Source organism: Paeniglutamicibacter cryotolerans (genome assembly GCF_014190875.1).
In the GTDB taxonomy this organism is placed as follows: domain Bacteria; phylum Actinomycetota; class Actinomycetes; order Actinomycetales; family Micrococcaceae; genus Paeniglutamicibacter; species Paeniglutamicibacter cryotolerans.
The window spans coordinates 993,039-1,017,806 of sequence record NZ_JACHVS010000001.1; the positions used below are offsets into that span (position 1 = coordinate 993,039).

The following is a 24,768-nucleotide window of genomic DNA, read 5'->3' on the forward strand; positions in this document are numbered from 1 at the left end:
CGAAGCTACTTCTCGGCGAGGGAGTGAACGCCGAGCATGGTCTGCTTCATCAGCGCGTAGTTCGGATCCGCCATGAACGCCTTGGCCTGATCGAGCGTCGGGGTCTCCGGATCGATATCGGCGCCGCCGGTAAATCCCTCGTCGGTGGCGAATACGGTGCCCGATTCCTGCAGCGCCTGAAAGTACGGTGCCACTGCTGTGCTGTCGTTCGCGTCGAGCAGCGAATCATCGACGACCATCAGCCGGGCCGTCGATTCGGGTAGCGTCCCGTGGGCGTTCGCTCCCGGGGTGACCCTCGCATGCTCGAAGACGAAGGAGGCGGGGGCATCGAGCGTGGAGTCCAGCGACTGAGTCTCGAGGTAGGTGCGCTGGTAGGTGCTCGTGTTCCCGTCCATGTCACTGGCCGAGTACGGGGCGAAGCGGGCCAGCACCGTCCCGTAGGCATCGACCATGTTCCACTCCCCGAATTTGTTCTCCTTCGAGGTTTCGGCGCCGACGCAACCCACGCATTCACCCGGGATGACCCGCCACTGCGCCGGGTGGCTGAACCCGATGCCGAACGCCTCGAAGTCCACCCAGGAGACCTCGGGCGCCGTGATGGTTGCGGCGGAGGTGGCCTCCGCGGCCCCCGTACCCTCCAGGTCCCGGGGATCGGCCGAACCACAACCGCCGAGCACCAGCACCGATGCCAGCAGCACGCTCCCCCTCCGGAGGCCGGGTCCGAAGCGGACGGCGGCGAGCCGCTCATGGACGGGGGTGCAGGTCGGGCGCGGAACGGCTGGCACGGCTACCTCCTGTGCGTGCCGCCGCGCGTCGACGGCACATATACCTACACCATGCGCCAAACGAAATGCCCCAGGGAATCCCCGGGGCATAACGAATTGGGCAAAATGCGGGAACCGCGACCGTGCTACTCGAGCAGCAGCGCCGGTTCCTCCATGATGGCCGCGACATCGGCCATGAAGCGCGCCGAGAGGTCCCCGTCGACCACACGGTGGTCGAAGCTGCCGCCCAGGGTGGTGATCCAACGCGGAACCACCTCGCCGGCAACTACCCACGGCTTCTGCTTGATCGTGCCGAAGGCGACGATGGCCACCTCGCCGGGGTTGATGATCGGGGTGCCGATGTCGATGCCCAGGGCGCCGATGTTGGTGATCGTCAGCGTGCCGTTGCCCATGGATTCGGGACGGGTCCTGCCCTCGCGGGCGGTGGAGGCCAGCTCGTTCAGCGCAATGGCCAGCTCGCGCAGGTTCAGGTCCTGGGCGTCCTTGATGTTCGGGACCAGCAACCCGCGCGGGGTCGCGGCGGCGATGCCCAGGTTCATGAAGTGCTTGACCTGGATCTCGGCTCCGTTCTCGACCTCGACCCAGCTGGCATTCACCGAGGGGTTGCGGGCCGCCGCCCAGATCACGGCGCGGGCCAGGATCAGCAGCGGGGAGACCTTGATGCCCTCGAAGTCGCGGCTCTTCTTTAGGCGCTGGACGAATTCCATGGTGCGTGAGGCGTCGACATCGACGAAGATCGACACGTGCGGCGCGGTAAACGCCGATTCGACCATGGCCTTGGCCGTGGCCTTGCGCACCCCCTTCACCGGGATGCGTTCGATGCGCTTGTCGCCCTCGGCGTCCTTCAGCGTCCAGAAGTTCGGTGCCGCCTCGCGCTCTGCCTCGCGTTGCGCCTGGTAGGAGAGCAGGTCTGCGCGCGTGATTTCACCCTGTCCACCGGTGCCGGTGACCTCGGCCAGGTCGATGCCCAGTTCCTTGGCGATCTTGCGCACCGGGGGCTTGGCCAGCACCCGGTTCACCAGCGAGGCGACCGCTGGCCGGGCCGCTGCCGCCTGGCGGCCGATGGCCTGGGGCAGCGAGGAGACGCGACGCACAGCGGCCTCGGCGGTGGCAACGGGGGCCTTTACCTCGCGGGCCGGGGCAGCGGCGGGCGGACGGCTGGTCCGGGCCCGGCGCTTGACCGCGTCGGCCTTCGGACCGGATCCGACCAGCGGGCCGGGCTCCTCCGAGGCGACGGGCACCGCCTCGCCGCCGGCGCCGGGCGCTTCGGCCACGGGTGCGGGGGCCGGCGTTCCAGCCGTCTCCTCGACGCTGAACAGCGGGGCTCCCACGGCCAGGGTCTGCCCCTCGGCGGCATGCAGCTCGGTGACGATGCCGGCGAATGGGCTGGGCAGCTCCACCAGCGACTTGGCCGTCTCGATCTCGACGAACACCTGGTTGATGACCACGGTGTCGCCCGGGGCGACTTTCCAGCCGACGATATCGGCCTCGGTCAGGCCTTCACCCACGTCGGGAAGATTGAACGTGCTCATCGGTTTCTCCTTGGGAAGCTGAAGCGGGAATCGGGTGCGGCAATGGGTGAGCTAGTACGCGAATGAGCGGTCGAGCGCCTCGAGCAGCTTGTCGATGTCGGGCAGGTACTGCTCCTCCACCTTGGCTACCGGGTAGGGCATGTGGAAACCGCCGACGCGGATGACTGGGGCCTCGAGCGAGAGGAAGGCGCGCTCGGAGACGCGGGCCGCGATCTCGCCGCCGATGCCGCCGAAGGTCGGGGCCTCGTGGGTGATAATCAGCCGCCCGGTCTTTTCGACCGATTCGGTGATGGTGTCGAAGTCGATCGGAGAGACGGAGCGCAGGTCGATGACCTCGACGCTGCGGCCGTCCTCCACGGCGGCCTCGGCCGCGGCAAGCGCCACGGGAACCAGCGGCCCGTAGGTGACGATGGTGGCGTCGTTGCCGGGGCGCACCACCTGGGCGCGGAAGGCGTCCGGCGCCGGGTTCTCGGTGTCGACCTCGCCCTTGAGCCAGTAGCGGCGCTTGGGTTCGAAGAAGATCACCGGGTCCTGCGAGGCGGCTGCCTGCTGGATCATCCAGTAGGCATCGTGCGCGTTGGACGGCGCCATGATGCGCAGGCCGGCCGTGTGGGCGAAGAGCGCCTCCGGGGATTCGGAGTGGTGCTCGATCGATCCGATGCCGCCGCCGTAGGGAATGCGGATGACCACCGGCGCGCCAAAGCGGCCCTCGGAGCGGGCACGCATCTTAGCCAGCTGCGTGGTGATCTGGTTGAAGCCCGGAAAGACGAAGCCGTCGAACTGGATCTCGGCGATCGGCGAGTAGCCGCGGATGGCCATGCCGATGCAGGTGCCGATAATGCCGGACTCGGCCAGCGGGGAGTCGACGACGCGGTCGGAACCGAACTCGCCGAGCAGACCGTCGGTGACCCGGTACACGCCACCGAGGCGGCCGATGTCCTCCCCGATCAGCAGCGATTTCGGGTTTTCCTCAAGCACGCGGCGCAGCCCGGCGGTGATTGCCTTGGCGATGGTCATCGTGGTGGTGCTCATCGTGCGTTCTCCTGTGCCGTGTCGTCCGTGTTCCCGGCGAAGCCGGCTTCGTACTCGAGGTGCCAGGCCAGCTCTTCCTTGATCAGCGGGTGGGCCTCGGCGTAGACGTTGGCGAAGGACTGGGCCAGCACCGGTTCGGGGAAGGCCATGGCCTCCTCGCGGACGCGGGTCGCCATCTCGTTGCCGTCGACCACCACCTGTTCGAAGAACGCGTCGTCGGCCATGCCGGAGGAGCGCAGGTAGGCCTCGAGACGGGTGAGCGGATCGCGTGCCACCCAGGCCTGCTCGTCGGCATCGAGCCGGTACTTGGTGGGGTCATCCGCCGTGGTGTGGGCGCTCATCCGGTAGGTGTAGGCCTCGATCAGTGCCGGTCCCTCGCCGCGGCGGGCGCGTTCCAGCGCCCAGCGGGTCACCGCCAACACCGCCAGCACGTCGTTGCCGTCGACTCGAATGCCGGGGAAGCCGTAGCCCGCGGCACGCTGTGCCAGCGGCACCTTGGACTGCACCTCGAACGGGACCGAGATGGCCCACTGGTTGTTCTGGCAGAAGAAGACGACCGGGGAGTTGAAGCTCGCGGCGAAGACCATCGACTCGTGCACGTCACCCTCGGAGGAGGCGCCGTCGCCGAAGTAGGCCACGACGGCGGTGCCCTCCTTTTCCAGGCGTTCGGCATCCCAGCCGGCCTGGTCGCGCTGCACGCCCATGGCGTACCCGGTGGCGTGGGGCATCTGGGCCGCCAGCACCATCGTGTACATGTGGAAGTTGTTTTCCCGAGGATCCCAGCCGCCGTTGGAGATCCCCCGGAAAATGCGCAGCATCTGCGGGAAGTCCACGTTGCGGGTCAGTGCGACGCCGTGTTCGCGGTAGGTCGGGAAGATGTAGTCGTTGGGTCGGGTGGCCCGGCCGGAGCCGATCTGAGCCGCTTCCTGACCGCGCAGCGGTACCCAGAGTGCGAGCTGGCCCTGGCGCTGGAGCGCCGTGGCTTCCTGGTCGAAACGCCGGGTGAGGGCCATGTCGCGGTAGAACCCGCGCAGCATCGAGGCGTCGACGTCGGTGACGTACGAGTCGAACTCCGGGTTCGACAACAGCTCGCCATCTGGACTCAAAAGCTGGATCAGCTGTGGTTCAGATGTTTCTTGCTCGATGCGGGTCATGCAACGGGGCCCTTCACTAGGAAATATGCCTCAATCGGAATGCATTCCGCGTGGGGCATGTTGGCGGCAATTCTTAAACAAGCCTAGCGGCGGCCCAAAGTCGACCGCCGCAGGAATAGACCTAGGAAAGTCCCGGGCCCTTTGGATACTTGCTACAAAGATCGAGGAAGCGGGTATTACCCTCCACCTCACCGATGCTCACACGCACACCCTCGTTTGCGAAGCCGCGCACGGAGAGCGCCTGACCCTGCGCAAGGGCCGCAAACTCGGCGGAGTTGGCGCCCAGTGGCAGCCAAACGAAGTTGCCTTCGGTCTCCGGGAAGACCCACCCGAGGGCCTTCAAGCCGGCGACGACGCGCTCGCGCTCGTCCACCAGGCTTTGTACCCTTTCCACAACCTTGTCGATGTTTGCCAACGACGCAACGGCCGCATCCTCGGCCAGCGAGGAGACGGTGAACGGGGTCGCGGCAACACGCAGGTACGCAGTGATCTCCGGGTGCGAGACCGAGTAGCCGACGCGCAGGTTCGCCAGGCCGTGGGCCTTGGAGAAGGTCCGCAGGACCACGACGTTCGGGTGCTTGCGGTAGGACTCGATGCCGTCCACCGCATTCTCGTTGCGCACGAATTCCTGGTAGGCCTCGTCAATGACGATCAGCACGTTCGACGGGACCTTGGCAATGAAGTCCTCGACCTCATCGCTGAGCAGCACCGGACCGGTGGGGTTGTTCGGGGTGCAGAGTAGGATGACCGAGGTGTTCTCGTTGACCGCGGCCGCCATGGCGTCCAGGTCGTGCCGTCCATCGGCCGTGAGCGGAACCTGGACCGAGGAGGCGCCAGCCGTCTCGATGCAGATCGGGTAGGCCTCGAAGGAGCGCCAGGCGTAGACGACCTCATCCGGCACGCCATCCTCGTTCTGTCCGGCAAACGTGGCGAGGATCTGGTTCAGCGCACCGAGGGATCCTGCACCGGTCACGATGTCTTCGGCCGGCACGTCAAGGTATCCCGCCAGGGCGTTGCGCAACTTCGTGGCCAGCGGATCCGGATAGCGGTTGATCTCCAGCTGGGCGTGGATCGCCTCGATGACCTCGGGCAACGGGGCCAGCGGGTTTTCGTTCGAGGACAGCTTGTAGGACTGCAGCCCGTCGATGGCCGCAGGGGGTTTTCCGGCGGCGTACTTCGGCAGGCGCCCGATCACCGGGCGGGGTTGGACGGTATCGTGCGACGTGGAATTCTCGGAGGTCATGCCCCCAGCCTATCTGCCGCCATTGAATTCCGCGGAGGCACACGCCACCGCTCGGGACCATGGCCAGCTTCCCGAAAGCCGTGAGAACATGAATCGCATGAAGGTTTTCCTGCTCCGTGTCATTGCCAATGCCCTCGCCCTGGGTGTCGCCGCCTGGCTGATCCCGGGCATCCACATCGGGACCGGGGCGACGGACCAGCTCACCGAGTACGGTTCGGTCAATACGATCCTGGCCTACCTCTTCATCGGCCTGATCTTCGGACTGGTCAACGCCATCGTGCGGCCCATCGTCAGCCTCCTGGCGCTGCCGATCACCTGCCTGACGCTGGGCCTCTTTGCCGTGGTCATCAATGCCGGAATGCTGATGCTCACCTCGTGGCTCAGCAGCTTCACCCCGATTCCGTTCCACGTGGAGACGTTCTTCTGGGATGCAATCCTCGGAGCGATCATCATCAGCATCGTCTCGGCCCTGATCGGCCTGATCACCCCCAAGTCCCGCACCTAAGCACCCCCCCCCCCGACCCTCCGAAAACGACGATGCTCCCTCCCCGAAATCAAGCACGGGGAGGGAGCATCGTCGTTAATGCCGTCTAGGACTGCAGGTCGCCGCGGATGAAGGCCTCGACCTTCTCCTTGGCGATGTCGTCGTTGTACTGTTCCGGCGGCGACTTCATGAAGTACGAGGATGCCGAGAGCAACGGTCCTCCCACCCCGCGGTCAAGCGCGATCTTGGCCGCCCGCACGGCGTCGATGATCACCCCGGCCGAGTTCGGCGAGTCCCAGACCTCGAGCTTGTATTCCAGTGACACCGGAACATCGCCGAAGTTGCGGCCCTCCAAGCGGACGAAGGCCCATTTGCGGTCATCGAGCCAGGACACGTAGTCCGACGGGCCGATGTGCACATCATCGGGGCCGAGCTCGGCCGAGGTGTTGGAGGTGACCGCCTGGGTCTTGGAGATCTTCTTGGATTCAAGCCGGTCGCGCTCCAGCATGTTCTTGAAGTCCATGTTGCCGCCGACGTTGAGCTGGTAGGTGCGGTCCAGGGTCACGCCGCGGTCCTCGAACAGCTTGGCCATCACCCGGTGGGTGATGGTGGCACCGATCTGGGACTTGATGTCGTCGCCCACGATCGGCACGCCGGCCGCGGTGAACTTGTCCGCCCATTCCTTCGTGCCGGCAATGAAGACCGGCAGCGCGTTGACGAAGGCTACACCGGCGTCGATGCAGGCCTGCGCGTAGAACTTCGCCGCCGCGTCCGAACCGACGGGAAGGTAGCAAACCAAGACGTCGACGCGCGCCTCTTTCAACGCAGCAACCATGTCAACGGGCTCCACTGCGGATTCGGTAATGGTCTCGCGGTAGTACTTGCCCAGGCCGTCAAGGGTGTGGCCACGCTGGACCGTGATGCCGGTTTCCGGAACGTCGCAGATCTTGATGGTGTTGTTCTCGGAGGCGAGGATCGCGTCGGCCAGATCCAGCCCGACCTTCTTCTCATCGACGTCGAAAGCTGCAACGAAGTGCACATCATTGACATGGTACTTGCCAAACTTGACGTGCATCAGGCCGGGAACCGTTGTACCCGGATCCGCATCGCTGTAGTACACGACACCCTGCACCAGCGACGAGGCGCAGTTGCCCACGCCCACGATGGCAACTCGAATGGGATTTTCAGACACCTTTGTCTCCTCAAACTTTCGGTTTCCGGGCGGAGAACGGCCAACCCGGATCTTTTAGCTCTGTAACAGTACTGCCAATCCACGCCGCCAATCACATCGGTTACGCCGCCTGGATCCGCACCCCTTCCGGGGCCGAAGCAGCTCCACAAGGCGAATTTTGCAGCCGCAGCCGTTCGGACTAGGAGCGGGACAAATCAGCGGGACCCGGGGATCGCGTCCGAGCCGCGCTCCCCGGGCCGCCAATGCTACGCCCCCGGGGCCCAATCCCTGCGGGGACCTGCTTTCCGCCGGTTCCCCGCCGGCGGAACCGCCCGCATCACCGGCACTGGTACGGCACGGCGCAGCTGCACGGTGCGAACGGTTGCGGCACCGGCCCCGGTGAACAGCACGCCCAGGGCGCCAACCGCCTCACCCACTGCTGGGTCGTTGGTAGCGGATAGTTTAGCGGCATGCCCCGCATAGTTGCTCAGCCGGTGGGCAGGTCCGAATCCGGCAACCGGCCCTTCGGCACCCCCCGATGCCGCATCGAAGCTGACCGTCACCCGATTGCGCACTGCGGGGTTCGGGGCACCGTCGGCACCCGGCACCGGGTCGCCGCGATCCTCCAGATGCAACCCCCGAACGGATGCGGGCAACTCGATCCCCGCCACCGGGGAGCCGGCGCTGAAAACGTACCGCACCGCATACGGCCCGGCGATGCGCGGATCCGAAGCGAGGTTCGCGGCATGGATCCCGCCCTGGCTGTATCCGGAAAGGATCACCCGGTCCCCCGGGTGGGCTCCTGCCTCACCCAGCGCCCGCTGGACAGCGGCTGCCGTGTGCTGGCTACCCATCCCCATCGACTCCACAATGCCACCGACATCCCACGGGTTCTGCCGCAGCGGCAGCCCGGCCTCCCGGCCCGGAAGCCGGGGAAGCAGGGCCGGGTCAAACAGCTCCGCTTCCTGCGTTCCGGGAATGGTGACGATATGCAGCGGTCCGGCATCGGTGGGGACCGTCGTGATCAACAGCGAACCGGGCGGAGCCTGCTCTGCACGCTCCTGCAGGTCCATCAATCCGGCGATCCCGGGCGCCAGCTTCGCCGGCGCCGAAGCCCTTACCGATTCCACGTCGACCGGCCCCACCCGCACCAGTTCGGCGTCGATCGTTGCCTGCCCGAGCAGCGGGTAGAGCCGCCGTGCCGCAGCATCGTCGAAGAGCCCGCCAGGCTGCCTATCGCGCAGCATCGGCAGCAGGAAACCAGCCCCGGCACCACCCGGCCCGGGCAGCAGAATGGCCAGCTTGGCCAGCAACTCCGGCAGTTGGGCCACCAGTCCCTCCGTGGTGAGGGTTCCCGGGCGTCGGTTCGGTCCGGCCAGATCCCGTAACAGCTGCCACCCGAGGGCCGCGGTCCCGGCATGGTTCGCCGCGGCAGCAGCCCTGGCCTCCGCCAGCTCGTAGATCCCACGCGCCGTGGATACCTTCAGCGCCAGCGCCGCGGATTCGGCCGCCAGACGCAGGGAGGTCACCAACAACGCGGCAAACTCCCGTTGGGCCTCCAGCAACCTGAACCTGAGCGTCACGGTGCCCAGCGCAGCCGCCGGAATGGACAAACCGGGCGCCCCGAGGAGCAGCGACGCTTCGCCCAGAAAGACTGCACTGGCATCGAGGCCGGCACCCGCCCGCTCCAGCTCGGCGCAAGAGAAGTCGATGCTCTTGATGCCTCCGCGGCTGTCGTAGCCCATGACGCCACCGCCGGCTACCGCATGAACGGGTAGACGGGGGCCGCCGACTGCGCGAGGATCGCCGCCTCGAGCTCCAGCAGGTCAGCGCGCGCCGCCGCCAGCTGAATCTGAGCCGACCCCATCCGGGCATCCAGGTCAAGCAGCTGCAGATGCAGTTCCCCGGACCGCCGGTTGAATGCCTGCCCGGCCGGGGATTCCCAGCGCAGCGCCAGCACCACCGCCAGTTGTTCGCGCCCGCGCATCACCGATCCGCGCGCGGCCGCCAGCCTGATCATCATGTCCTCGGCAATCGATTCGAGCATGTGCCCCCACGATCTCCCTTCGTGCCCCGGTACCGGATGCCGCGGGCCCGGCCGGGCCCGCGATATTCCACGCTAGGACTGCGTCGGCATGTCGGCTCGGCGGGAGTGCAGGAATGTGGACAGCGGCGGCCGTCGACTTCACGTGGATGGCATCGGGACTCCCCGGCTCCGGCAAACATGAAAGAATGGGCATCATGGCTGAAACCGCGCGCATCTCCCTTGCATCCGAACCCCTCGCCCTGGGCGCCCTGGACGGTCGTTACCGTTCGGCCGTCGCCCCGCTGGTCGACCACCTCTCCGAAGCGGCACTGAACCGCGACCGCGTCCACGTGGAAGTCGAATGGCTCATCCACCTGACGGACAACTCCGTCCTTCCCGGCACCTCGCCGCTGAGCGCCGAACAGCGCGAGGCCCTGCGCGCCATCGTGACCGGCTTCGACGCCGCCTCGGTCAACGAACTTGCCGAGATCGAGGCAGTGACCGTCCACGACGTGAAGGCCGTCGAGTACTACATCGGCCGTCGCCTTGAAGCCATCGGCATCTCCAAGCTGACCGCGCTGGTGCACTTCGGGTGTACCTCCGAGGACATCAACAACCTCGCCTACGCCCTGGGCGTCCGCGACGCCGTCAACAATGTCTGGCTGCCCGCCGCCCGCACCCTGGTCGCCCAGATCACCGCGATGGCCACGGAATCCCGCGACGTGCCGATGCTTTCGCGCACCCACGGCCAGCCAGCCACCCCGACCACCCTCGGCAAGGAAATGGCGGTACTTGCCTGGCGCCTGACCCGCCAGCTGGACCGCATCGAGGCCACCGAGTACCTGGGCAAGATCAACGGCGCCACCGGCACCTACGCCGCGCACTACGCCTCGGTCCCGGCGGCCGACTGGCAGGAAGTCTCACGCACCTTCGTCGAGGGCCTGGGCCTGAGCTGGAACCCCTTGACCACCCAGATCGAATCCCACGACTGGCAGGCCGAGCTGTACGCGGACATGGCCCGCTTCAACCGGATCCTGCACAACCTGTGCACCGACGTGTGGAGCTACATCTCGATCGGCTACTTCGCGCAGATCCCCGTCGCGGGCGCCACCGGTTCCTCCACGATGCCGCACAAGGTCAACCCGATCCGCTTCGAGAACGCCGAAGCCAACCTGGAGATCTCCAACGGCCTGCTCGACACCTTGGGTTCCACCCTGGTCACCAGCCGTTGGCAGCGCGACCTCACCGATTCCTCCTCCCAGCGCAACATCGGCACGGCCTTCGGCCACTCGCTGCTGGCGATCTCCAACGTTGCCAAGGGCCTTGACCGCCTCGATGTCGCAGCCGACGTGCTGGCGGACGACCTGGACCATAACTGGGAGGTGCTCGGCGAGGCCATCCAGATGGTCATGCGCGCCGAGGCCATCGCCGGCGTCCCCGGCATGGAAAACCCGTACGAGCGCCTGAAGGACCTGACCCGCGGCCAGCGCGTCAACGCGGCCCGCATGCAGGAGTTCGTCTCCTCCCTGGGCCTGTCCGCCGCGGCCGAGGCACGCCTGCTGGCGCTGACCCCGGGCACGTACAACGGCATCGCCTCGCAGTTGGTGGACCACCTCAAGAAGTAACAACATGCCTGCCGGAGTGATCCGGCGACTGCCACGAACAGCGCTGCCCGCGCTCCCCTTTAGGGGAGCGCGGGCAGCGCTGTTCCGTTCCCGGGACCGGCTCCGACGGCGCCCGGCGACATCCTCCGCACCGCTCACCGGCGTTGGCGCGAACGGCGCACCGCAAGCAACGCGGCGACGGCGAAGATCAGGGTCCAGGCCACGACATTGGCCAGGAGCGTGGGCACCGTGTCCGACACGGCGCCGCCGCCGGAGGCAAAGCCCTCCGTCAACGGGTACCGCACGAGCCCGGTGTAGCCGTACATCGGCGTGAACCGGGCGATATCCAGCATCGTCCCGCTGAGCGGCATGAAGACGTTGCCGAAGAAGGAGAAGAAGACCAGCAGACCGCTGGCCACACCGATTGCCGTCTCCGACTTGAAGACCAGCCCCGCTGCCATGCCGTAGAAGGCGAACATCGACGATCCGACCACGGCAATGCCATAGCTGGTCCACCAGATCCACGGCGCATCTGCCTGCGCGCCGGTGGCCAAGCCAACCAGGAAGACGATTCCCGCCGCGACGGCGGCGACGATCAACGCGACGGTGACCTTGGAACCGACGAAACCCGCCGGGCGCATCGGGGTCAATGCGATCTGCCGGCCCCAGCCGAGCATTGATTCGGTGGCAGCCGTTCCGGCGATGCCGGTCGTGGCGACGGCGGCACCGTAGGCGGCCATCGATGCCATCACGTAGAAACGGACGTTTCCGTTACCGGCCGTTTCCCCGCCGCCACCGAAGGTGTTGCCGAAAAGCAGGTACATGACCACCGGAAGCAGCAGTGCGAACATCAGGTTGCCGGTGTCGCGGGATTGCCGGGTCAGTTCGATCCGGATATAGGTCGGGTTCATTTGCCTTCTCCGGTCAGTTCGATGAAGGCGGATTCGAGCGTCGGGGCGATGATTTCCAGGTCCCTGCCTCCCAGGTCATTCAGCAGCAGCCGGGCGATGGCATCGGAGTCGCTTCCCGTGACTTCCAGGCGCGTGCCGCGCAGGGAGACTGACTTGACGCCGGGTAGTTCCCGCAGCCGTTGCAGGCGGGGGTCGGCATCGGGCGGCCCGGGCAGCTCATCGAGATCGGCGCTCACCTTCCGGCCGCCGGTCATGGCCCGCAGCTGCGCCGTCGGCCCGTCGGCGAGGACGCGTCCCTTGCCGATGAGGATGGTGCGCTCGGCGAAATCCTGCGCCTCTTCGAGGTAGTGCGTGGCAAAGACGACGGTACGCCCCGCAGATGCATCCTGGCGCATCGTGTCCCAAAACGCGTGGCGGGCCCCGACGTCCATGCCGGCCGTGGGCTCGTCGAGGATCAGCAACCGTGGATCGGGCAGCAGCGCGAGGGCGAACTTCAGCCGCTGCTGTTCCCCACCGGAGCATTTGGAGACCCGGCGCCTGGCCAGCGACTGGATGTCGGTGCGTTCCATGACCTCGTCGATGCGGTCCTTGGCCCCGTGCAGCGCGGCAATGGCGGTCACGGTCTCGCGCACGCTCAGGTCCCGCAGCAATCCACCGGTCTGCAGCACGGCGGATATATCGCCCCGGATCACAGCGGCCTGCGCACTGGACCCGAAGACCTCGACCGTCCCAGCAGTGGGTGTGGTGAGCCCAAGCATCATGTCGATGGTGGTGGTCTTCCCAGCGCCGTTGGGCCCGAGGAACGCGACGATCTCACCCGTGCCAATGTCCAGGTCGATACCGTCGACTGCTGCCAACGGCCCATCGGAGGTGCGGAAGACCTTGCGCACGCCACTCAGACGTAGGGCCGGCGCCGCGTACCCCGTCATCTGGTCACTACTTTCTCTCATGATTCGATTATTGACTGTTTTACGCCGCTGCAGAAGTTGCAGATGTCATGATCCAGCCATGACGGAAGCCATGGGTGGATCGTGGGAAGGGCTTTTCTACCCCCAAGTGTTGTAGTTGGTGATCGGATCATCGGCCTGGGTCGTTGAACCGATCACCACTTGGAGCCGTTCATGATCGAAGTAGTAGGTGGTCTTGCCCGACCCGCTACCGGTGGTGGCCTCGAAACCGTCATAGCCGATTCGTTGCGCTGGCAGGTCCATGATGTTGCCGGATTTCTTCCCCTCACCGCGGTAGAACAGGCGGCCGCTGACATCGCAGATGGAGAGGTAGTGCTTGGCCGTCTCGGCGAGGGCCACCAGTGATCCATCGGCGCAGTGCCGGTAGCTGAGGCGTCGGTCTTCGGCGGTCCGTTCGCCCGGTTTCAGGTATGCCTCGCCCTGGTCTTCCGACGTCGCCTCGACCGGGGTCGGGGCCTTGGACCACTGGGCCGCTCCTGATGAGGCGGCGGCGCTTGAGGACGCGAACGGCTCTTTGGACGGAGTCGGCGTAGCCACCGGGGTGGCCGATGGAGTCGCTGCCGGGCTCTGGGACGGGGTCACCGACGGGGTTGCCGATACCGCATGCGTCGGAGCCGCCATGCTGTCCGGCTTTGCCGCCTTGTTCAGGAACCAGATGGCTCCGATGGCGAGGACGCCGATCACCAGGACAGCCACGGCACCGATCAGGAGGGCCGGCCCCTTGCCCTTCTTCGGGGGAATCGGTTCCTGACTGAATTCCGGAACGAATTCCGGAAACTGTGCGGGCGGAGGTGGAGGTGGCGGTGCGTTAAAGGGCATGTCGATCCGTTTCAGTGCGAGTTGTCGTTGTCGGAAGTCTATTGGTGTTTCACCGTCCGGATCAGCCGCCCAGGTGCGGGATCAGGACCCGGCTCAGTGCGGCATAGCCGGTGGCCGTCGGATGCAGGACCTCCTGGGCCCGGGCGCTGGAGCCTGCCGCATTGAGCAGTGAAACCACTCCGTAGGGATTGATCCAGGCATCATCGCTGCAGGGACCGTGATCCCCCAGCGCCGCTGCCGTTTCGGGCACGAAGCGCAGCCGGTCCCCGTCGCGGTGCCCGCGCCCGACCTTGTCCACCGCCTTGGCGATGGTCGAGTTCAGCGGGGAGATCACCGCGCGTCCGCACGTCCGCTCGGCCCCATTGATGCGCCCGCAGGCGCCGGAACCGTCGAGCAGGTCGGGATAGGCCGGTACGATGACCTGCGCGCCGGTGTCATCCAGGAGCCGTGTGTATAGCGCCTCCAGCCGCGGGGCCAGGTCAGCCATCAACCCGACCGTCCTCGACGCGATCGCCGGGTCGGTGGAGCAGTCGAATGCCTCACGCACCAGGCAGTCATCGAGGAGCTCCGGAAAGCCGATGTCGTTGGCCCCGACCAGCAGCACCACTACATCGGGCCGCCGGGCACGGATGGCCGCCAACTGGTTGGGAAATTCCCGCCGCCCAGGTAACAGGTGCTCCGCGGTTCCGCTGAAGTCGGCAACTGTTGCCCGCGAACAGGCCACAACGCTCCGGGTGTCGGAGGGCCCGTCGATTCCCGCGAGCACTTCTTCCGGAGTGGCACGCAAGCGGGCCTGAACAGACTGCGTTTCCGTGGCCGGGTCCGCGATGCGAGTCCCCAAGCCGATCAGCGCCGGGGACACCAGCAGGACGGTTGCGCACGCCAACATCAGCGCCGTCGCACGCAACCACCTGCTCATCGCCGGTTCAGCGCTTCGGCGACTCCCGGCGAGTTGACCTGTGACAGCCACTGAAGCAGCTGCGGGTAGGCAGCCGGGTTGGCGGCGATGGCAGCGTGCAGCTCCTGGTGGGTTGCCGCGAGTTCTTGCAGCCGTGCCGGCGCCGTGGCCGGGCTGGAAGCCTCGGCTAACAGCAGGTCTTCCGTGTCGGACGGCTGGCCCTGCCCGCTGCCCGGGGCCAGCGAGAGGATCCACTGGCGCAGTCCATCGTAGGCGGAGGGGTTGGCCAGGATGGCCTCATGCAGGTGCGGGTAGGCACCTGCAAGTTCCTGCAGCCTCGTCGGCGCGGTCCCCGGGTTGGAAGCCTCGGCTACCAACGGATCAACGGCTGCAACCTGCTGGATCGGCTGCTGGGAGATGATCCACTGGCGCAACCCGTCGTAGGTCGCCGGGTTGGCCAGGATCGCTGCATGCAGGTACTGGTGTGCACCCGCAAGTTCCTGCAGCCGCACACCGGGCGTTGCCGGGTTGGAGGCCTCCTTCAGCATCGGGTCGACGACGGGAACTATAGGGGTCGCTCCGCGAAGCACCGTCTGCGAATCGTCGACTTCGAAGCCGGCGAGGGTTTCCTCCGAGGTTTCCTGGGACGGGGAAACGACAGCGGTCTCCTCCTGCGCTGCATTGGCCTCCGGGGCATTCCCGGCCTCGGCCGGTTCCGCATGGACCGGCCGCTGGGCGATGATCCACGCGCGCAGCCCGTCGTAGGCCGCTGGGTTGGCCAGGATGGCCTCATGCAGCTGTGGGTAGGCGCCGGCCAGTTCCTGCAACCGAGTAGCGGACGTGGCCGGGTTCGTGGCCTCGTCCAGCATGGGGTCGGCAACCGGGGCGGGATCGGCGCGCAGAATCGTGTCGTCCCCCGCTCCCCCGATGCTGTCGGAGAAGTCCGCCTTCGGCTTGACGAGTTCGGATTCGACGTCCACTCCCTCGGTCATCGGCTTTTCCTCGACTAGTTCCTCCACTGCGGTGTCGGCCTCCACCGAATCCTGCGCACCGATGATCGGCTCGGCGACCACGGCTTCGACTTCTGCTTCTGCTTCTGCTTCAGCTTCAGCTTCAGCTTCAGCTTCAGCTTCAGCTTCGGGCTCAGCCTCAGCGATGACCGGTTCCACTGGCACGATTTCCTCGGCAACCGGAGCTGTTTCGGCCTCGATCCCTTCGGTGGCGTCGCCTACCGGAACGACCGGCTCCGGCTGCTCATCCACTGCAGGCTGCTCCTCGGCGACGGTTTCTACCGGGGCTGCCTCAAGCGGGGCTGCCTCAATGGCAGCTTCCGGGACCAGCTCCGCTTCCACCGATACCGACTCAATGCCAGCGACCGGTTCGACCACGGCATGAACAAGCGCGCCTTGGACCTGACGCTGGTCGATGATCCAATCGCGCAGCCCGTCATAGGCCGCCGGGTTAGCCAGGATTGCCTCGTGCAGCTGCGGGTGTGCTCCGGCGAGTTCCTGCAGACGTACAGCGGGGGTGGTCGGGCTCGTGGCCTCGGCCAGCAACGGATCGACGGCCTCCACGGCAACCGGTTCGGCGACCGCCGGCTCCCGTGCCGGGCTGCTTGGACGCTGCTGAACGAGCCAGTCGCGCAGGTCGGTGTAGGTGGCCGGGTTGCCGATGATCGCCTCACGGGTGTGCGGGTAGTTCAGCGCCAGCTCACGTAGGCGTGCACCGGATGTGGCTGGGTTTGCCGCCTCGGCCACAGCCTGGTCGGCTCCGGCGGGGGAAGCGGCGGGCGCCGGCTGTGACGCGTCCGGTGCCTGAACCCCATCGAAGCTGAACCCACGGCTCACCTGCGGGGTGCCCTTCAGTGCCTTGTATGCGGCACGGTTGGAAGCCGGGGCCCACAGCAGGCCGAGCAGCGCAACGGGAACGACGAAGGTGATCAAGAGCAGCAGTCCTGCCATCCACCCGGTTCCGTATCCGTTGCTCGCGGCCATGATGACCACGACCAGGAAGAGCACGAAGACGATGCCGGCATAGGCGCTCAGAAGGTTGTATGCCCGTGCAGGGCTGGCGGCGAAGGACTGCTTGGCGACCATGGCACCAACGCCCATGATCACGGAGAAGAGCAGTGTCATCACGAGCTGGGCGGTGATCGGCCCGGTGGAGTAGCCGCGCATGGCGACCATCGTGCCGATCGTACTAAGGATGGAGACCGTGGCCAGCACCAGGGTCATGTTCAGCAGCAGGTGGTCCACCTGGATCCACTTGCTCTTGGGCTCCACCGGCAGCATCCGCCGGGAGATGGATGGCGCGGCGGCGGCGGCACCGAAGGGCAGCCACATGAACGCGGAGAAGACGAACTGGTCGCCGAAGAGGGTGGCGTTGGCTTCCAACCCGCTGCCCAGCGATACCAGCGCAAGGAAGGCTCCGGCCAGGCCCAGCCCGACAGCAGCCAGACGGGCCGGTTCACTCCGGGCGTAGATCCGCCGGCCCAGCTCGACCATCGGGTAGAGGACCAGCAATCCGGAGCTGATGGTCGAGAGCAGGAACCAGCTGCCCGAGCCGTTCAGGCCGACCAGCATCTTGATGAGCTGGACAAAGCCCACGAGTACGGCCAGCGCCCCAACGCCCAGCAGGACGAAGGTCCAGCGTTGGTCGCGGACGACGTCCGCGGGCTGCCCGCCCATTTCGGCCTTGCGCGGTTGGGCGGCCAGCAGCGCCCCGGCCAGGCCGAAGGCTGCGGCCTGCCCCAGCGCACCGGAGCGTTCAAGGGCACCGCCCCTGATGAGGATCATGACGAGATAAACCAGGAAAAGGACCACATAAGGAATGTTCGCGGCGATCCTCAGGTCCTGCATCTTGCGGTAGTTCCACGATGCACCGAAGGCCCCGGCCCGCCACAGATAGGTCAGGCCCAGGGACAAGATGCTCAGAATCGTGATGAGCAGGACGGCGATGCTGGAAGAAGCCTGCACGAGGTTCCCGGCCGAGCCCGGATATGTCCAGACCATGAAGAGCGAAATAATCAACAGCACTGCCGCAAGTGCATCCACGACATAGTCGCGGACGGGGATTCCAGCAAACGGGTTCGGGGTCACGGCGGGCGCTGGGTGCTGGCCCGGTGTCGCGACCTGCTGCTGGGGGGTGCCGCTGTATTGCGGCCGCGCGGAGTCCGGCGGGGGCGCCGGCAAGTTACTGGGTACGGTCATCGTTACTTTCCTGCTGTCTGCGACTGCTGCCGAACCCTCCAGCATCGTGGTGGGGTCGGCCAAGAGGGGCGCGGTGGTCTGATGATTGCTTTACTCCATTGAATCAGCAATCCCCTCTGCGGCCGGGGCTTTCATTCGTGTCCGCTGAAACGGGCGCGCATCCGCCACCAACGTCGGTTCCTGTTGCGCGCCAGCCGGTTACTCGTCTGCGAAGAAAAGCCGGGGATCAACTCCCCACCACGCATCCATGTCCCCCTCTGCGGGAGCGATGGTGAGCGTGAATCCACCGGCCTCCATCGGCAGGGGAATTTCCGGCCGGCTGGCCTTGCGTCCATCAACGGTGAACTCGCGGTCACCTTCGGTATTCCAGTTTTCATCACCCACGGTGAAGGTCACCGGTCCAGGCACGGTCACACCATCCGGGAACTCAAGGAACAGCTTCTTGTTTGTCTTCTCGGGAATCTCGACCCGCACGTTCTCGAGCCCGTATCCAAACGAGACTTGCCGTCCCTCGGTCGACCCGTCGATCAGCGGAGGATCGACGTGACGTTCGATGGCAACGTCGGCGCTCATCGTGAAGCCGTTGCCGCCCTCCCGGAAACCGTTGGCCCAGGAGCCGCTGGGTTTGGCGTCAAGAACCAGCACATAGCGCCCCGGGTCCAACTCACAGCCGGCATAGTCGCGCGACAGGTTGCACCTGAAGTCATCCTGGGTCAGCTTTCCGCCGGCGCCCTCCGCATGGACGGATACCGTCAATGTTTCATCGGATCTGAGCACGACCTTCTGCCGCTCATCGAGGTTCATCGTACGTACCGCGTATCCGGCCGAGTTGAATTCCACGGAGGACGTCGCCCCGAGCTGCAGTTCACCACCCGATGCCGTCGTGCGTTCCATGCCGAGGAAGACTAGCGTCTGCTCCGGGGTCAGTGACTTCAACCAGCTGGAGGCCATGTCGGCTGTCGTATCCAACAAGCTGACCTTCCATACACCGTCTTCCTTGACTGTGGTCAAGCCAAACTTTCCGTCAATGCTCGCCACCGACATGGCGTTTTCCATTCCGCTCCCGTCAACATCAAAGAACCCCGAACCGTTCAGGCAGGTCTGCGTGTTTTGCGAGTCTTCAATGCACTTTTCGGTGATGACGGCCCGCCCGCCGTCGCTGCCGAGGCTCACGTTCTTGGCGATGGCGTGCGCGCGATTGCCCATCACCGGACCGGCGGTGAAGTTGACGTCTCCCAGGGTCAGCTGCGGTGCGCCATACGATGCACCCGAGCTATTCCACAGCCCTCCATAGAGGTACAGTGCTGTCGCCTCGTCCTTGGCGAGGGCCGGGGCCAGCAACCGGGGATCACCCTGCGTGACGGCGTCCACCAGGGCGCTCACGCCGTTGGCTGCCGCAGTTTCGGGGTTGCTGCCGCCCGGAGAGAATTCATCGGGCAAGTATCCCCGGAAGTCCCCCGACTCGTTCGAGTCCGCGTATTGGCTCCAAGCGCCGGCCGCATCAAGTGCGCTCAGCATCGGGCTCACGTACCAGCGTCCACCGGACTTCGAGGCAACCAGGGTGATCCCGGTCTTGTTGGGACCTAATTCGGCGATGAACTGGGTTTCCTGGATGACCTCCATGTTGCCGTTGGATTCAAAACCCGCGCGCAGCACGCCTTTAGTTTCCTGCGGGCGGACCGTCATCGTGATCTCGCCCGAGCCGTAGCGGACCAGTGCATAGTCATCGGAAATCTTTGTCACCACCGGAGGGGCCCCTGAGACTGAAATGTCCACGCCATCGAGGGACAATTCGGAATCCACCGGTGCTTCGCTGGTGGTTTTGGCAATCGCTTCAGCAATTCCCTGGTCCTTGAACGTCTTTTGGACCTGGTCCGTCACCCTCATCACGGCGTCGCGTTCCCGTGGGGCGATCATGCCGTAGAGGGAAACCAAGTCCTTGCCATTGATCGAGGAGGCGATCTTCTGAGCGGCTTCCTCCGGGCTTGCGGCACCTCCGCGCAGGATGTTCTGGACGATGAAGAAGCCGGCGATCGCCGCCGCCAGAACCACCAGCACGATCGAGGAAATGACGATCAGCTTCTTGGACGGTTTCTTCCGCTGCACCGTCGAAACCGGCGGGAGCGGCGGGACCGGAGGTAGTCCGGCACCTCCTGTTGCCGGCGGCGGAGGCGGCGGCAGATGCCCGCCTCCCGGTGCGTTCGCGTAGCCCTGTGTCGACATAACTGTCCCCTGAGTTAGGTGGTGTCGACCGGCCGGGTTTCCGCGGAAATCCGGTGATCAACCCGAATAAGTGAGGGTACCGCTTCAACCCACAGCCGAAACCCGACAGCTCCCCGTGTTTGCAGGATGCGAATTCTCTGCTGCGACTCGTCGAACCATCATGAAATATGCCAATTTGAATAATACTATCCAAATGAATTTCAGCGGCACTCGAGGCCGTTGAAACCACCGTGCAGCCAAACCCATGGCACCGCTTCCCCTCCCCAGAAAGCCGAAAGCTGGGTTTTTCTGAAACTGTGCAGGACCGGGGCTCCCCGCAAAACCAATGGAAGAAAAACCAGCACGAGAGCAGGACCACCGCAAACCTCCGACACCCAACCTGGTCGGGAACGTCACGCAAATCCCTGCACAAGACCCCGACCGGTACTGTCAATTGCATGGATACAGGCGACATTACTTTCCACACCCGCAAATGGGTCAGGCCCGAAGACCTCAACGCCAATGGCACGCTTTTCGGTGGCAGCCTGCTGCGTTGGATCGACGAAGAGGCGGCAATCTACGCGATCGTCCAGCTTGGCAACGGTCATGCGGTGACCAAATACATGTCGGAAATCAATTTCGTCTCCTCGGCACAGCAGGGCGACCTGATTGAGATGGGCCTGACGGCGACGGCCTTCGGGCGCACCTCGCTGACCATGCGGGCAGAGGTCCGAAACATGTTCACACGCCAGTCGATCCTGACCATCGAAAAGATCGTCTTCGTGAACATGGGCACCGATGGCCTGCCCGCCGCCCACGGCTACACGGAGATCACCTACGACCGCGACCGGGTTCCCAGCGAGCATATCCGGCCCGTTGTCGCGCCGGAAGGCTAATCGGCTCGCTTGGCATGCGGCCTGCCCCATTGGACGCCCTCGCGTTTCACCCAGAGGGCGCAGGGGCGGATGCATCCCTTCCTGACGCGGAGGCACGCGGGCGACGGGGTAGCGCGAACTTCGTGGGGCGTCGGGAGCATCCACTTTTCGGGAGTCCTCCGGTAGACGTTGGCGATGACCTCGCAATCGCAATGACCACCGAGCTCGGCAAACTTCCGCTCGATCGCGGTGGCCCGCGGTGCCCGGGCATCGCGGTATGCCGTCGTCCATTTCAACCCGACACATTCGCGGTTGAGCATTCGGTGGACGAAGCAGGGCAGGCATTCGCCATCCAGCGGCAGCTGCTCCGGGAGTGGGAGCAGCTGGTTCTCCAGCTGGGGCGACATGTATTGATCCATGACCATTGACCTCCTGGGAAAATGGTCACCCGCCAGGCACTACACCACCTCCGCGCGTGGCTGCGGTGTGGATAAGCCGTGGTTTTGTCCTACCGGACTTTCGACTGGAAGCGGATGATCCGCTCGATCGCACCAAGAACCGCCTCGTGGCCCGCGGCGAAGCTGAGCCTGACCGCCTTGCGGCCGGCGGCCGAATCGAAGTCAGCGCCCGGGACCAGTGCGACGCCCTCCTCTTCCAGGAGTGCGGCACAATATTCGCCGGCGTCGGCGAAACTGCCCAGAGCGCCGCCCAGCTCGGCATAGAAGTAGAAGGCACCATCGGCCGGAGCCGCGGCACCCCAGCCCAGTCGGCCCAGATTGGCCAGCAGCGCTTCACGGGTTGCGGCGAATGCCTCGACCTCGCGGTCAGCCTGTGCGTATGATTCCTCATCGAAGGCAGCCAGTGCCGCATATTGGGCCGGCGCCGGAGGACAGAGCGCCACGTTGCCGGCCAGGGCATCCACCGCATCGATCAGGTCATTGGGTACCAGCGCCCAACCCAGCCGCCAACCGGTCATGCCCCAGTACTTGGAAAAACTGGAGATGACCATGGAATCGCGGCCCAGCTCCCAGGCACAGACACCGCGGGCGTCCTCGGCGCCGGGCGCTGGGTAGGTGATGCCGTGATAGATCTCGTCACTGACAAGACGCACTGCGTTTTCGGCGCACCACCTGGTCAGCGCCTCGAATTCCGCACGGGTCACCATCGTGCCCGTGGGGTTGGCCGGTGAGGCAAGGATCAGCCCGGCGAGCGGCCCGTGTTCCCGGGATGCGGCAGCCAGCTGTCCGGGAGTCGGCTGGTAGCGCGTTTCCGGACCGCAATCGATCTCCACGACATCGACGCCCAAGGCGCGCAGGATGTTCCGGTAGGCCGGATACCCCGGACGGGCCAGCGCGACCCTGTCACCGGGGTTGAACGCGGCCAGGAAACCAAGCATGAAGGCGCCCGAGCTGCCGGTTGTCACGGCGACGTTGCGGACCGGGACCTCGATGCCGTACCAGCGCTGGTAATGTCCGGCGATCGCGGCGCGCAGTTCAGTGATGCCCAGTGCCGGGGTGTAGGTCAGCGGGCGGGCTTCAGCGTGGATCCGTGCGGCAGCGGCCGAGACCGCTGCCGGGGCACCACTGCCGGGTTCCCCCGCACACAGCGAGATCACGTCACGACCGGCTGAGCGCAGTTCGGTGACCCGGGCCAAGATGCGCATCACGCCAAAGGGCGGAACCTGTGCCCGACCTGCCACCTTCAACTGCTGATTCATTGGATTGCTCCTTTGTCGGGTACCGGGGCTTCGAATTCAACATTGCCACACCGCCGAGCCCCGGTAGGATTATTGGAGAACCAGCCACGTAACGAAGGAGCACCCATGTGCAAGAAGGTCACCTGCGACACCTGCTCGAAGCCCACCTGGGCCGGTTGCGGCGAGCACATTGAAGACGCCCTGGGCGACGTGGCAGCGGCCGAACGCTGCACCTGCGCGCGCTAATCAGCCCGGTCCGCAAAAGAGGAGTTGCCATCGCCCGCGATGACAGCTCCTCTGTCATGAGCGGCGCCGCATGCCCCGTGCAGGAAGGTCCTTCCGGAGTCAGGAGCCCGGCGGCGAAGGCCTCCGGGCATGTTTCCGGCCCGGAGAACGGCAGATCCGGCTACGCTTCCCGGCCGTCGGCCCGGCGCAGGTAGATGCCCATCGGTGCCCGTCGGATCCAACGTGGAGTCACCCGTACGAGGCAGCGCAGGGCACCGAAGAACATCCCCAGCCGCCGTTCTTGGCCCGTCGTCCAGGTGTAGCCGAACCCGCTGCGCACCGTTTCCGGGAGCAGGCCGATGGTCACGAACCGGGCCAGCGGCATTCCGGCGCGCAGCCACCAAGGCGCCTTTTCGGCCCTGAGCAGCACCTCGGCGACACCGCGCGCCGTCTCATCGACCCGGAGCCCTGCCACAGCATCCTCCCAGTAGGCCCGGAAATCGGCGCGCGTGGCCGGCCACAGCCCCTCGGGCATCTGCAGGGCGCTACCCAGGACACCATATTGGCGGTAGACCCGTTCGGCAGTTTCCGGCTCGAGCCCGGAAAATATCCGCTCATACATTCCCATGCCGGACTCGTAAAGCGTTGCCGCCACCCACAGCTGCAATTGCGGGTCGAAGGCCGAATAGGCCGGGTGGCTGCCATCGTCAGCCGGCTCGGAACGGACCGGCCCGTGCGCCGCGTTGACCCGGCGACTGACCAGTTCCCGCTGTGCTTCGGTTCCGTTGGTGAGGGCGTAGATATAGGTCAAGGTCCCCTGCAGGCGACGCATCGGGTCGGTGGCGAAGCCCGAATGCCGGGCCACCCCATGGCCCACGGCCGGATGCGCCAGCTGCAACAGGACCGAACGCCCGGCGCCGACCAGCAGCACCGCCTCCGGGGCGATGTCCGAGATCCCCTCGACCCGCCTGCCTCGTCCAAACACCGTCCACCCCGCCTCATCGGCCCGCATCAGGCCTCCATCCTTCCATGGCACCGCGACCGGCCGGTTCAGCCGGGCATCAGGAAGTGCCAGCCGAGCCACCAGCAGAATAGCAAGAGCGTCATTCGGGCCGCCCGGTTTTCCCACACGATTGCTCCCAGCTCCGCCGGGCTCGCCCAGCTCCGCGGCCAGGCGGCCGGCAGCACGAAAAGCAGCAGTGCCACAACCGGCACGGCGAGGTATCCGACGATAGCCCATTCCCTGGTCACTGTGCCTTCCTCGGTGTGGTGGTGCGGGGCCACACCAGCGCGGCACATGCTCCCACCCACAGCACCGTGCCAAGCCAGCGCGAGGACGGAACCAGGAACAGCGGATCGATCAGGTCCGAGAGCGGCGGGTGGGTGGATTCCTCCCACGGGTCCAAGCGCGCCGTGAAATACATGCCCAGCTCCCAGAGGCACAGAAACAGCACGACGGCGGCCCACGCCCAGGCGGACCGGCGCAGTCGCAATCCGGACGCCCGCACCGCCGATGGCTTCGGGTTCCGCCAGCCCAGAGCAAGCATGGCGCCCAACAGCACGAGCAGCGCGACCCCCAGTCCCACCCCGGGCTGCTGGAACGCAAGGATCGTGGCCAGGCCGGGAACCAACAGCCAGGCCCACCGCCGACGGATCATCCGCGGACTATGGGCGGCCAAGCCATCGGCCCCGCCGCCCGTTGGCATCTCTCCGACGGCCAGTACGGCGGCCAGACCCAGATAGAGGGTCCCGTCGATGGGGGCACCGCGGTAAAGGTGGAAGGCCCCGGTCAGGACAAGCACGGCCACCGCACCCCGGCCCAGACGGCGCTGTCCGACACCGGAACCGGCGCCCCGGCCCCTCCCGCCCGGGTGAACCCCGCCCGCATGAACGTTGTCCATGGTCCCTAGTTGACCATCGTTTTCCTGCTCCGG

22 protein-coding genes are annotated in these 24,768 nt (G+C 65.9%); 3 read left to right on the forward strand and 19 right to left on the reverse strand.

The window, feature by feature from the left end; genetic code table 11:
* Nucleotides 1-5: 5 nt before the first annotated feature.
* The 5 genes from E9229_RS04775 to E9229_RS04795 all read right to left on the reverse strand — a co-directional run bounded on the left by E9229_RS04775 (nucleotide 6) and on the right by E9229_RS04795 (nucleotide 5,746).
* A complete protein-coding gene (locus E9229_RS04775) occupies nucleotides 6-785 on the reverse strand; it encodes a hypothetical protein (RefSeq protein WP_183510127.1) in 780 nt (259 codons plus the stop codon).
* A 125-nt stretch (nucleotides 786-910) separates the two neighbouring features.
* Nucleotides 911-2,317, reverse strand: coding sequence for a dihydrolipoamide acetyltransferase family protein (locus tag E9229_RS04780; protein WP_183510128.1), 1,407 nt, complete (start codon nucleotides 2,315-2,317; stop codon nucleotides 911-913).
* 51 nt (nucleotides 2,318-2,368) lie between these two features.
* Nucleotides 2,369-3,349: an alpha-ketoacid dehydrogenase subunit beta gene (locus E9229_RS04785; RefSeq protein WP_183510129.1), complete on the reverse strand. Its 981-nt coding sequence runs from the start codon at nucleotides 3,347-3,349 to the stop codon at nucleotides 2,369-2,371.
* Entirely contained in the window at nucleotides 3,346-4,503 is a 1,158-nt protein-coding gene (gene pdhA / locus E9229_RS04790; protein ID WP_183510131.1) for a pyruvate dehydrogenase (acetyl-transferring) E1 component subunit alpha, read from the reverse strand. The genes E9229_RS04785 and pdhA overlap by 4 nt, the downstream gene beginning before the upstream one ends.
* A gap of 121 nt (nucleotides 4,504-4,624) precedes the next feature.
* A complete protein-coding gene (locus E9229_RS04795) occupies nucleotides 4,625-5,746 on the reverse strand; it encodes a histidinol-phosphate transaminase (RefSeq protein ID WP_183510132.1) in 1,122 nt (373 codons plus the stop codon).
* A 97-nt stretch (nucleotides 5,747-5,843) separates the two neighbouring features.
* On the opposite strand from E9229_RS04795, the gene E9229_RS04800 reads away from it, so the two are divergent.
* Complete coding sequence (locus tag E9229_RS04800; RefSeq protein WP_183511879.1) at nucleotides 5,844-6,251, forward strand: phage holin family protein; 408 nt, start codon at nucleotides 5,844-5,846, stop codon at nucleotides 6,249-6,251.
* An 85-nt stretch (nucleotides 6,252-6,336) separates the two neighbouring features.
* On the opposite strand, the gene E9229_RS04805 is transcribed toward E9229_RS04800, so the two are convergent.
* From E9229_RS04805 to E9229_RS04815, 3 genes are all read right to left on the reverse strand, one after another.
* Nucleotides 6,337-7,422: an inositol-3-phosphate synthase gene (locus E9229_RS04805; protein WP_183510133.1), complete on the reverse strand. Its 1,086-nt coding sequence runs from the start codon at nucleotides 7,420-7,422 to the stop codon at nucleotides 6,337-6,339.
* 245 nt (nucleotides 7,423-7,667) lie between these two features.
* Nucleotides 7,668-9,146: a hypothetical protein gene (locus tag E9229_RS04810; RefSeq protein WP_183510134.1), complete on the reverse strand. Its 1,479-nt coding sequence runs from the start codon at nucleotides 9,144-9,146 to the stop codon at nucleotides 7,668-7,670.
* A 14-nt stretch (nucleotides 9,147-9,160) separates the two neighbouring features.
* On the reverse strand, nucleotides 9,161-9,448 hold the full coding sequence (locus E9229_RS04815) for a hypothetical protein (RefSeq protein WP_183510135.1): 288 nt from the start codon (nucleotides 9,446-9,448) through the stop codon (nucleotides 9,161-9,163).
* A gap of 194 nt (nucleotides 9,449-9,642) precedes the next feature.
* Between E9229_RS04815 and purB the strand changes: the two genes are divergently transcribed.
* Nucleotides 9,643-11,052 (forward strand): adenylosuccinate lyase, encoded by a 1,410-nt coding sequence (purB, locus tag E9229_RS04820; RefSeq protein WP_183510136.1) that lies wholly within the window; start codon nucleotides 9,643-9,645, stop codon nucleotides 11,050-11,052.
* A 134-nt stretch (nucleotides 11,053-11,186) separates the two neighbouring features.
* On the opposite strand, the gene E9229_RS04825 is transcribed toward purB, so the two are convergent.
* The 6 genes from E9229_RS04825 to E9229_RS04850 form a co-directional block, all read right to left on the reverse strand.
* Nucleotides 11,187-11,942, reverse strand: coding sequence for an ABC transporter permease (locus E9229_RS04825; protein ID WP_183510137.1), 756 nt, complete (start codon nucleotides 11,940-11,942; stop codon nucleotides 11,187-11,189).
* On the reverse strand, nucleotides 11,939-12,892 hold the full coding sequence (locus E9229_RS04830) for an ABC transporter ATP-binding protein (protein ID WP_246380359.1): 954 nt from the start codon (nucleotides 12,890-12,892) through the stop codon (nucleotides 11,939-11,941). Before E9229_RS04830 ends, E9229_RS04825 begins: the two co-directional genes overlap by 4 nt.
* 96 nt (nucleotides 12,893-12,988) lie before the next feature.
* Entirely contained in the window at nucleotides 12,989-13,729 is a 741-nt protein-coding gene (locus E9229_RS04835) for a flagellar basal body-associated FliL family protein (RefSeq protein ID WP_183510138.1), read from the reverse strand.
* Between the two features lie 61 nt (nucleotides 13,730-13,790).
* Nucleotides 13,791-14,648 (reverse strand): GDSL-type esterase/lipase family protein, encoded by an 858-nt coding sequence (locus E9229_RS04840; protein ID WP_183510139.1) that lies wholly within the window; start codon nucleotides 14,646-14,648, stop codon nucleotides 13,791-13,793.
* The gene (locus E9229_RS04845) at nucleotides 14,645-17,836 is read right to left on the reverse strand and encodes a variant leucine-rich repeat-containing protein (protein ID WP_183510140.1); all 3,192 of its coding nucleotides are present in this window, start codon (nucleotides 17,834-17,836) and stop codon (nucleotides 14,645-14,647) included. The genes E9229_RS04840 and E9229_RS04845 overlap by 4 nt, the downstream gene beginning before the upstream one ends.
* Nucleotides 17,837-18,034: 198 nt before the next feature.
* Nucleotides 18,035-19,942, reverse strand: coding sequence for a hypothetical protein (locus tag E9229_RS04850; protein ID WP_183510141.1), 1,908 nt, complete (start codon nucleotides 19,940-19,942; stop codon nucleotides 18,035-18,037).
* A gap of 554 nt (nucleotides 19,943-20,496) precedes the next feature.
* Between E9229_RS04850 and E9229_RS04855 the strand changes: the two genes are divergently transcribed.
* Entirely contained in the window at nucleotides 20,497-20,934 is a 438-nt protein-coding gene (locus E9229_RS04855) for an acyl-CoA thioesterase (RefSeq protein WP_183511882.1), read from the forward strand.
* Here the strand turns inward: E9229_RS04855 and E9229_RS04860 are convergent.
* The 5 genes from E9229_RS04860 to E9229_RS04880 all read right to left on the reverse strand — a co-directional run bounded on the left by E9229_RS04860 (nucleotide 20,931) and on the right by E9229_RS04880 (nucleotide 24,735).
* Nucleotides 20,931-21,332: a DUF2695 domain-containing protein gene (locus tag E9229_RS04860; RefSeq protein WP_183510142.1), complete on the reverse strand. Its 402-nt coding sequence runs from the start codon at nucleotides 21,330-21,332 to the stop codon at nucleotides 20,931-20,933. The two genes, E9229_RS04855 and E9229_RS04860, sit on opposite strands and share 4 nt — an antisense overlap.
* 89 nt (nucleotides 21,333-21,421) lie before the next feature.
* A complete protein-coding gene (locus E9229_RS04865) occupies nucleotides 21,422-22,630 on the reverse strand; it encodes an aminotransferase class I/II-fold pyridoxal phosphate-dependent enzyme (protein ID WP_183510144.1) in 1,209 nt (402 codons plus the stop codon).
* Nucleotides 22,631-23,015: 385 nt separating this feature from the next.
* A complete protein-coding gene (locus tag E9229_RS04870) occupies nucleotides 23,016-23,846 on the reverse strand; it encodes an oxygenase MpaB family protein (RefSeq protein ID WP_183510145.1) in 831 nt (276 codons plus the stop codon).
* A gap of 38 nt (nucleotides 23,847-23,884) precedes the next feature.
* Nucleotides 23,885-24,085: a DUF6186 family protein gene (locus tag E9229_RS04875; RefSeq protein WP_183510147.1), complete on the reverse strand. Its 201-nt coding sequence runs from the start codon at nucleotides 24,083-24,085 to the stop codon at nucleotides 23,885-23,887.
* Entirely contained in the window at nucleotides 24,082-24,735 is a 654-nt protein-coding gene (locus E9229_RS04880) for a hypothetical protein (protein WP_183510148.1), read from the reverse strand. Before E9229_RS04880 ends, E9229_RS04875 begins: the two co-directional genes overlap by 4 nt.
* Nucleotides 24,736-24,768: the final 33 nt, after the last annotated feature.

What these genes read in the sequence shown, in the direction of transcription:
- E9229_RS04795 (WP_183510132.1), bottom strand. Translation starts at nt 5,746, where the DNA reads ATGACCTCCGAGAATTCCACGTCGCACGATACCGTCCAACCCCGCCCG.
- E9229_RS04840 (WP_183510139.1), bottom strand. Translation starts at nt 14,648, where the DNA reads ATGAGCAGGTGGTTGCGTGCGACGGCGCTGATGTTGGCGTGCGCAACC.
- E9229_RS04800 (WP_183511879.1), top strand. Translation starts at nt 5,844, where the DNA reads ATGAAGGTTTTCCTGCTCCGTGTCATTGCCAATGCCCTCGCCCTGGGT.
- E9229_RS04865 (WP_183510144.1), bottom strand. Translation starts at nt 22,630, where the DNA reads ATGAATCAGCAGTTGAAGGTGGCAGGTCGGGCACAGGTTCCGCCCTTT.
- E9229_RS04835 (WP_183510138.1), bottom strand. Translation starts at nt 13,729, where the DNA reads ATGCCCTTTAACGCACCGCCACCTCCACCTCCGCCCGCACAGTTTCCG.
- pdhA (WP_183510131.1), bottom strand. Translation starts at nt 4,503, where the DNA reads ATGACCCGCATCGAGCAAGAAACATCTGAACCACAGCTGATCCAGCTT.
- E9229_RS04855 (WP_183511882.1), top strand. Translation starts at nt 20,497, where the DNA reads ATGGATACAGGCGACATTACTTTCCACACCCGCAAATGGGTCAGGCCC.
- E9229_RS04880 (WP_183510148.1), bottom strand. Translation starts at nt 24,735, where the DNA reads ATGGACAACGTTCATGCGGGCGGGGTTCACCCGGGCGGGAGGGGCCGG.
- E9229_RS04830 (WP_246380359.1), bottom strand. Translation starts at nt 12,892, where the DNA reads ATGAGAGAAAGTAGTGACCAGATGACGGGGTACGCGGCGCCGGCCCTA.
- E9229_RS04845 (WP_183510140.1), bottom strand. Translation starts at nt 17,836, where the DNA reads ATGACCGTACCCAGTAACTTGCCGGCGCCCCCGCCGGACTCCGCGCGG.
- E9229_RS04870 (WP_183510145.1), bottom strand. Translation starts at nt 23,846, where the DNA reads ATGCGGGCCGATGAGGCGGGGTGGACGGTGTTTGGACGAGGCAGGCGG.
- E9229_RS04860 (WP_183510142.1), bottom strand. Translation starts at nt 21,332, where the DNA reads ATGGATCAATACATGTCGCCCCAGCTGGAGAACCAGCTGCTCCCACTC.
- E9229_RS04785 (WP_183510129.1), bottom strand. Translation starts at nt 3,349, where the DNA reads ATGAGCACCACCACGATGACCATCGCCAAGGCAATCACCGCCGGGCTG.
- E9229_RS04815 (WP_183510135.1), bottom strand. Translation starts at nt 9,448, where the DNA reads ATGCTCGAATCGATTGCCGAGGACATGATGATCAGGCTGGCGGCCGCG.
- purB (WP_183510136.1), top strand. Translation starts at nt 9,643, where the DNA reads ATGGCTGAAACCGCGCGCATCTCCCTTGCATCCGAACCCCTCGCCCTG.
- E9229_RS04780 (WP_183510128.1), bottom strand. Translation starts at nt 2,317, where the DNA reads ATGAGCACGTTCAATCTTCCCGACGTGGGTGAAGGCCTGACCGAGGCC.
- E9229_RS04810 (WP_183510134.1), bottom strand. Translation starts at nt 9,146, where the DNA reads ATGGGCTACGACAGCCGCGGAGGCATCAAGAGCATCGACTTCTCTTGC.
- E9229_RS04825 (WP_183510137.1), bottom strand. Translation starts at nt 11,942, where the DNA reads ATGAACCCGACCTATATCCGGATCGAACTGACCCGGCAATCCCGCGAC.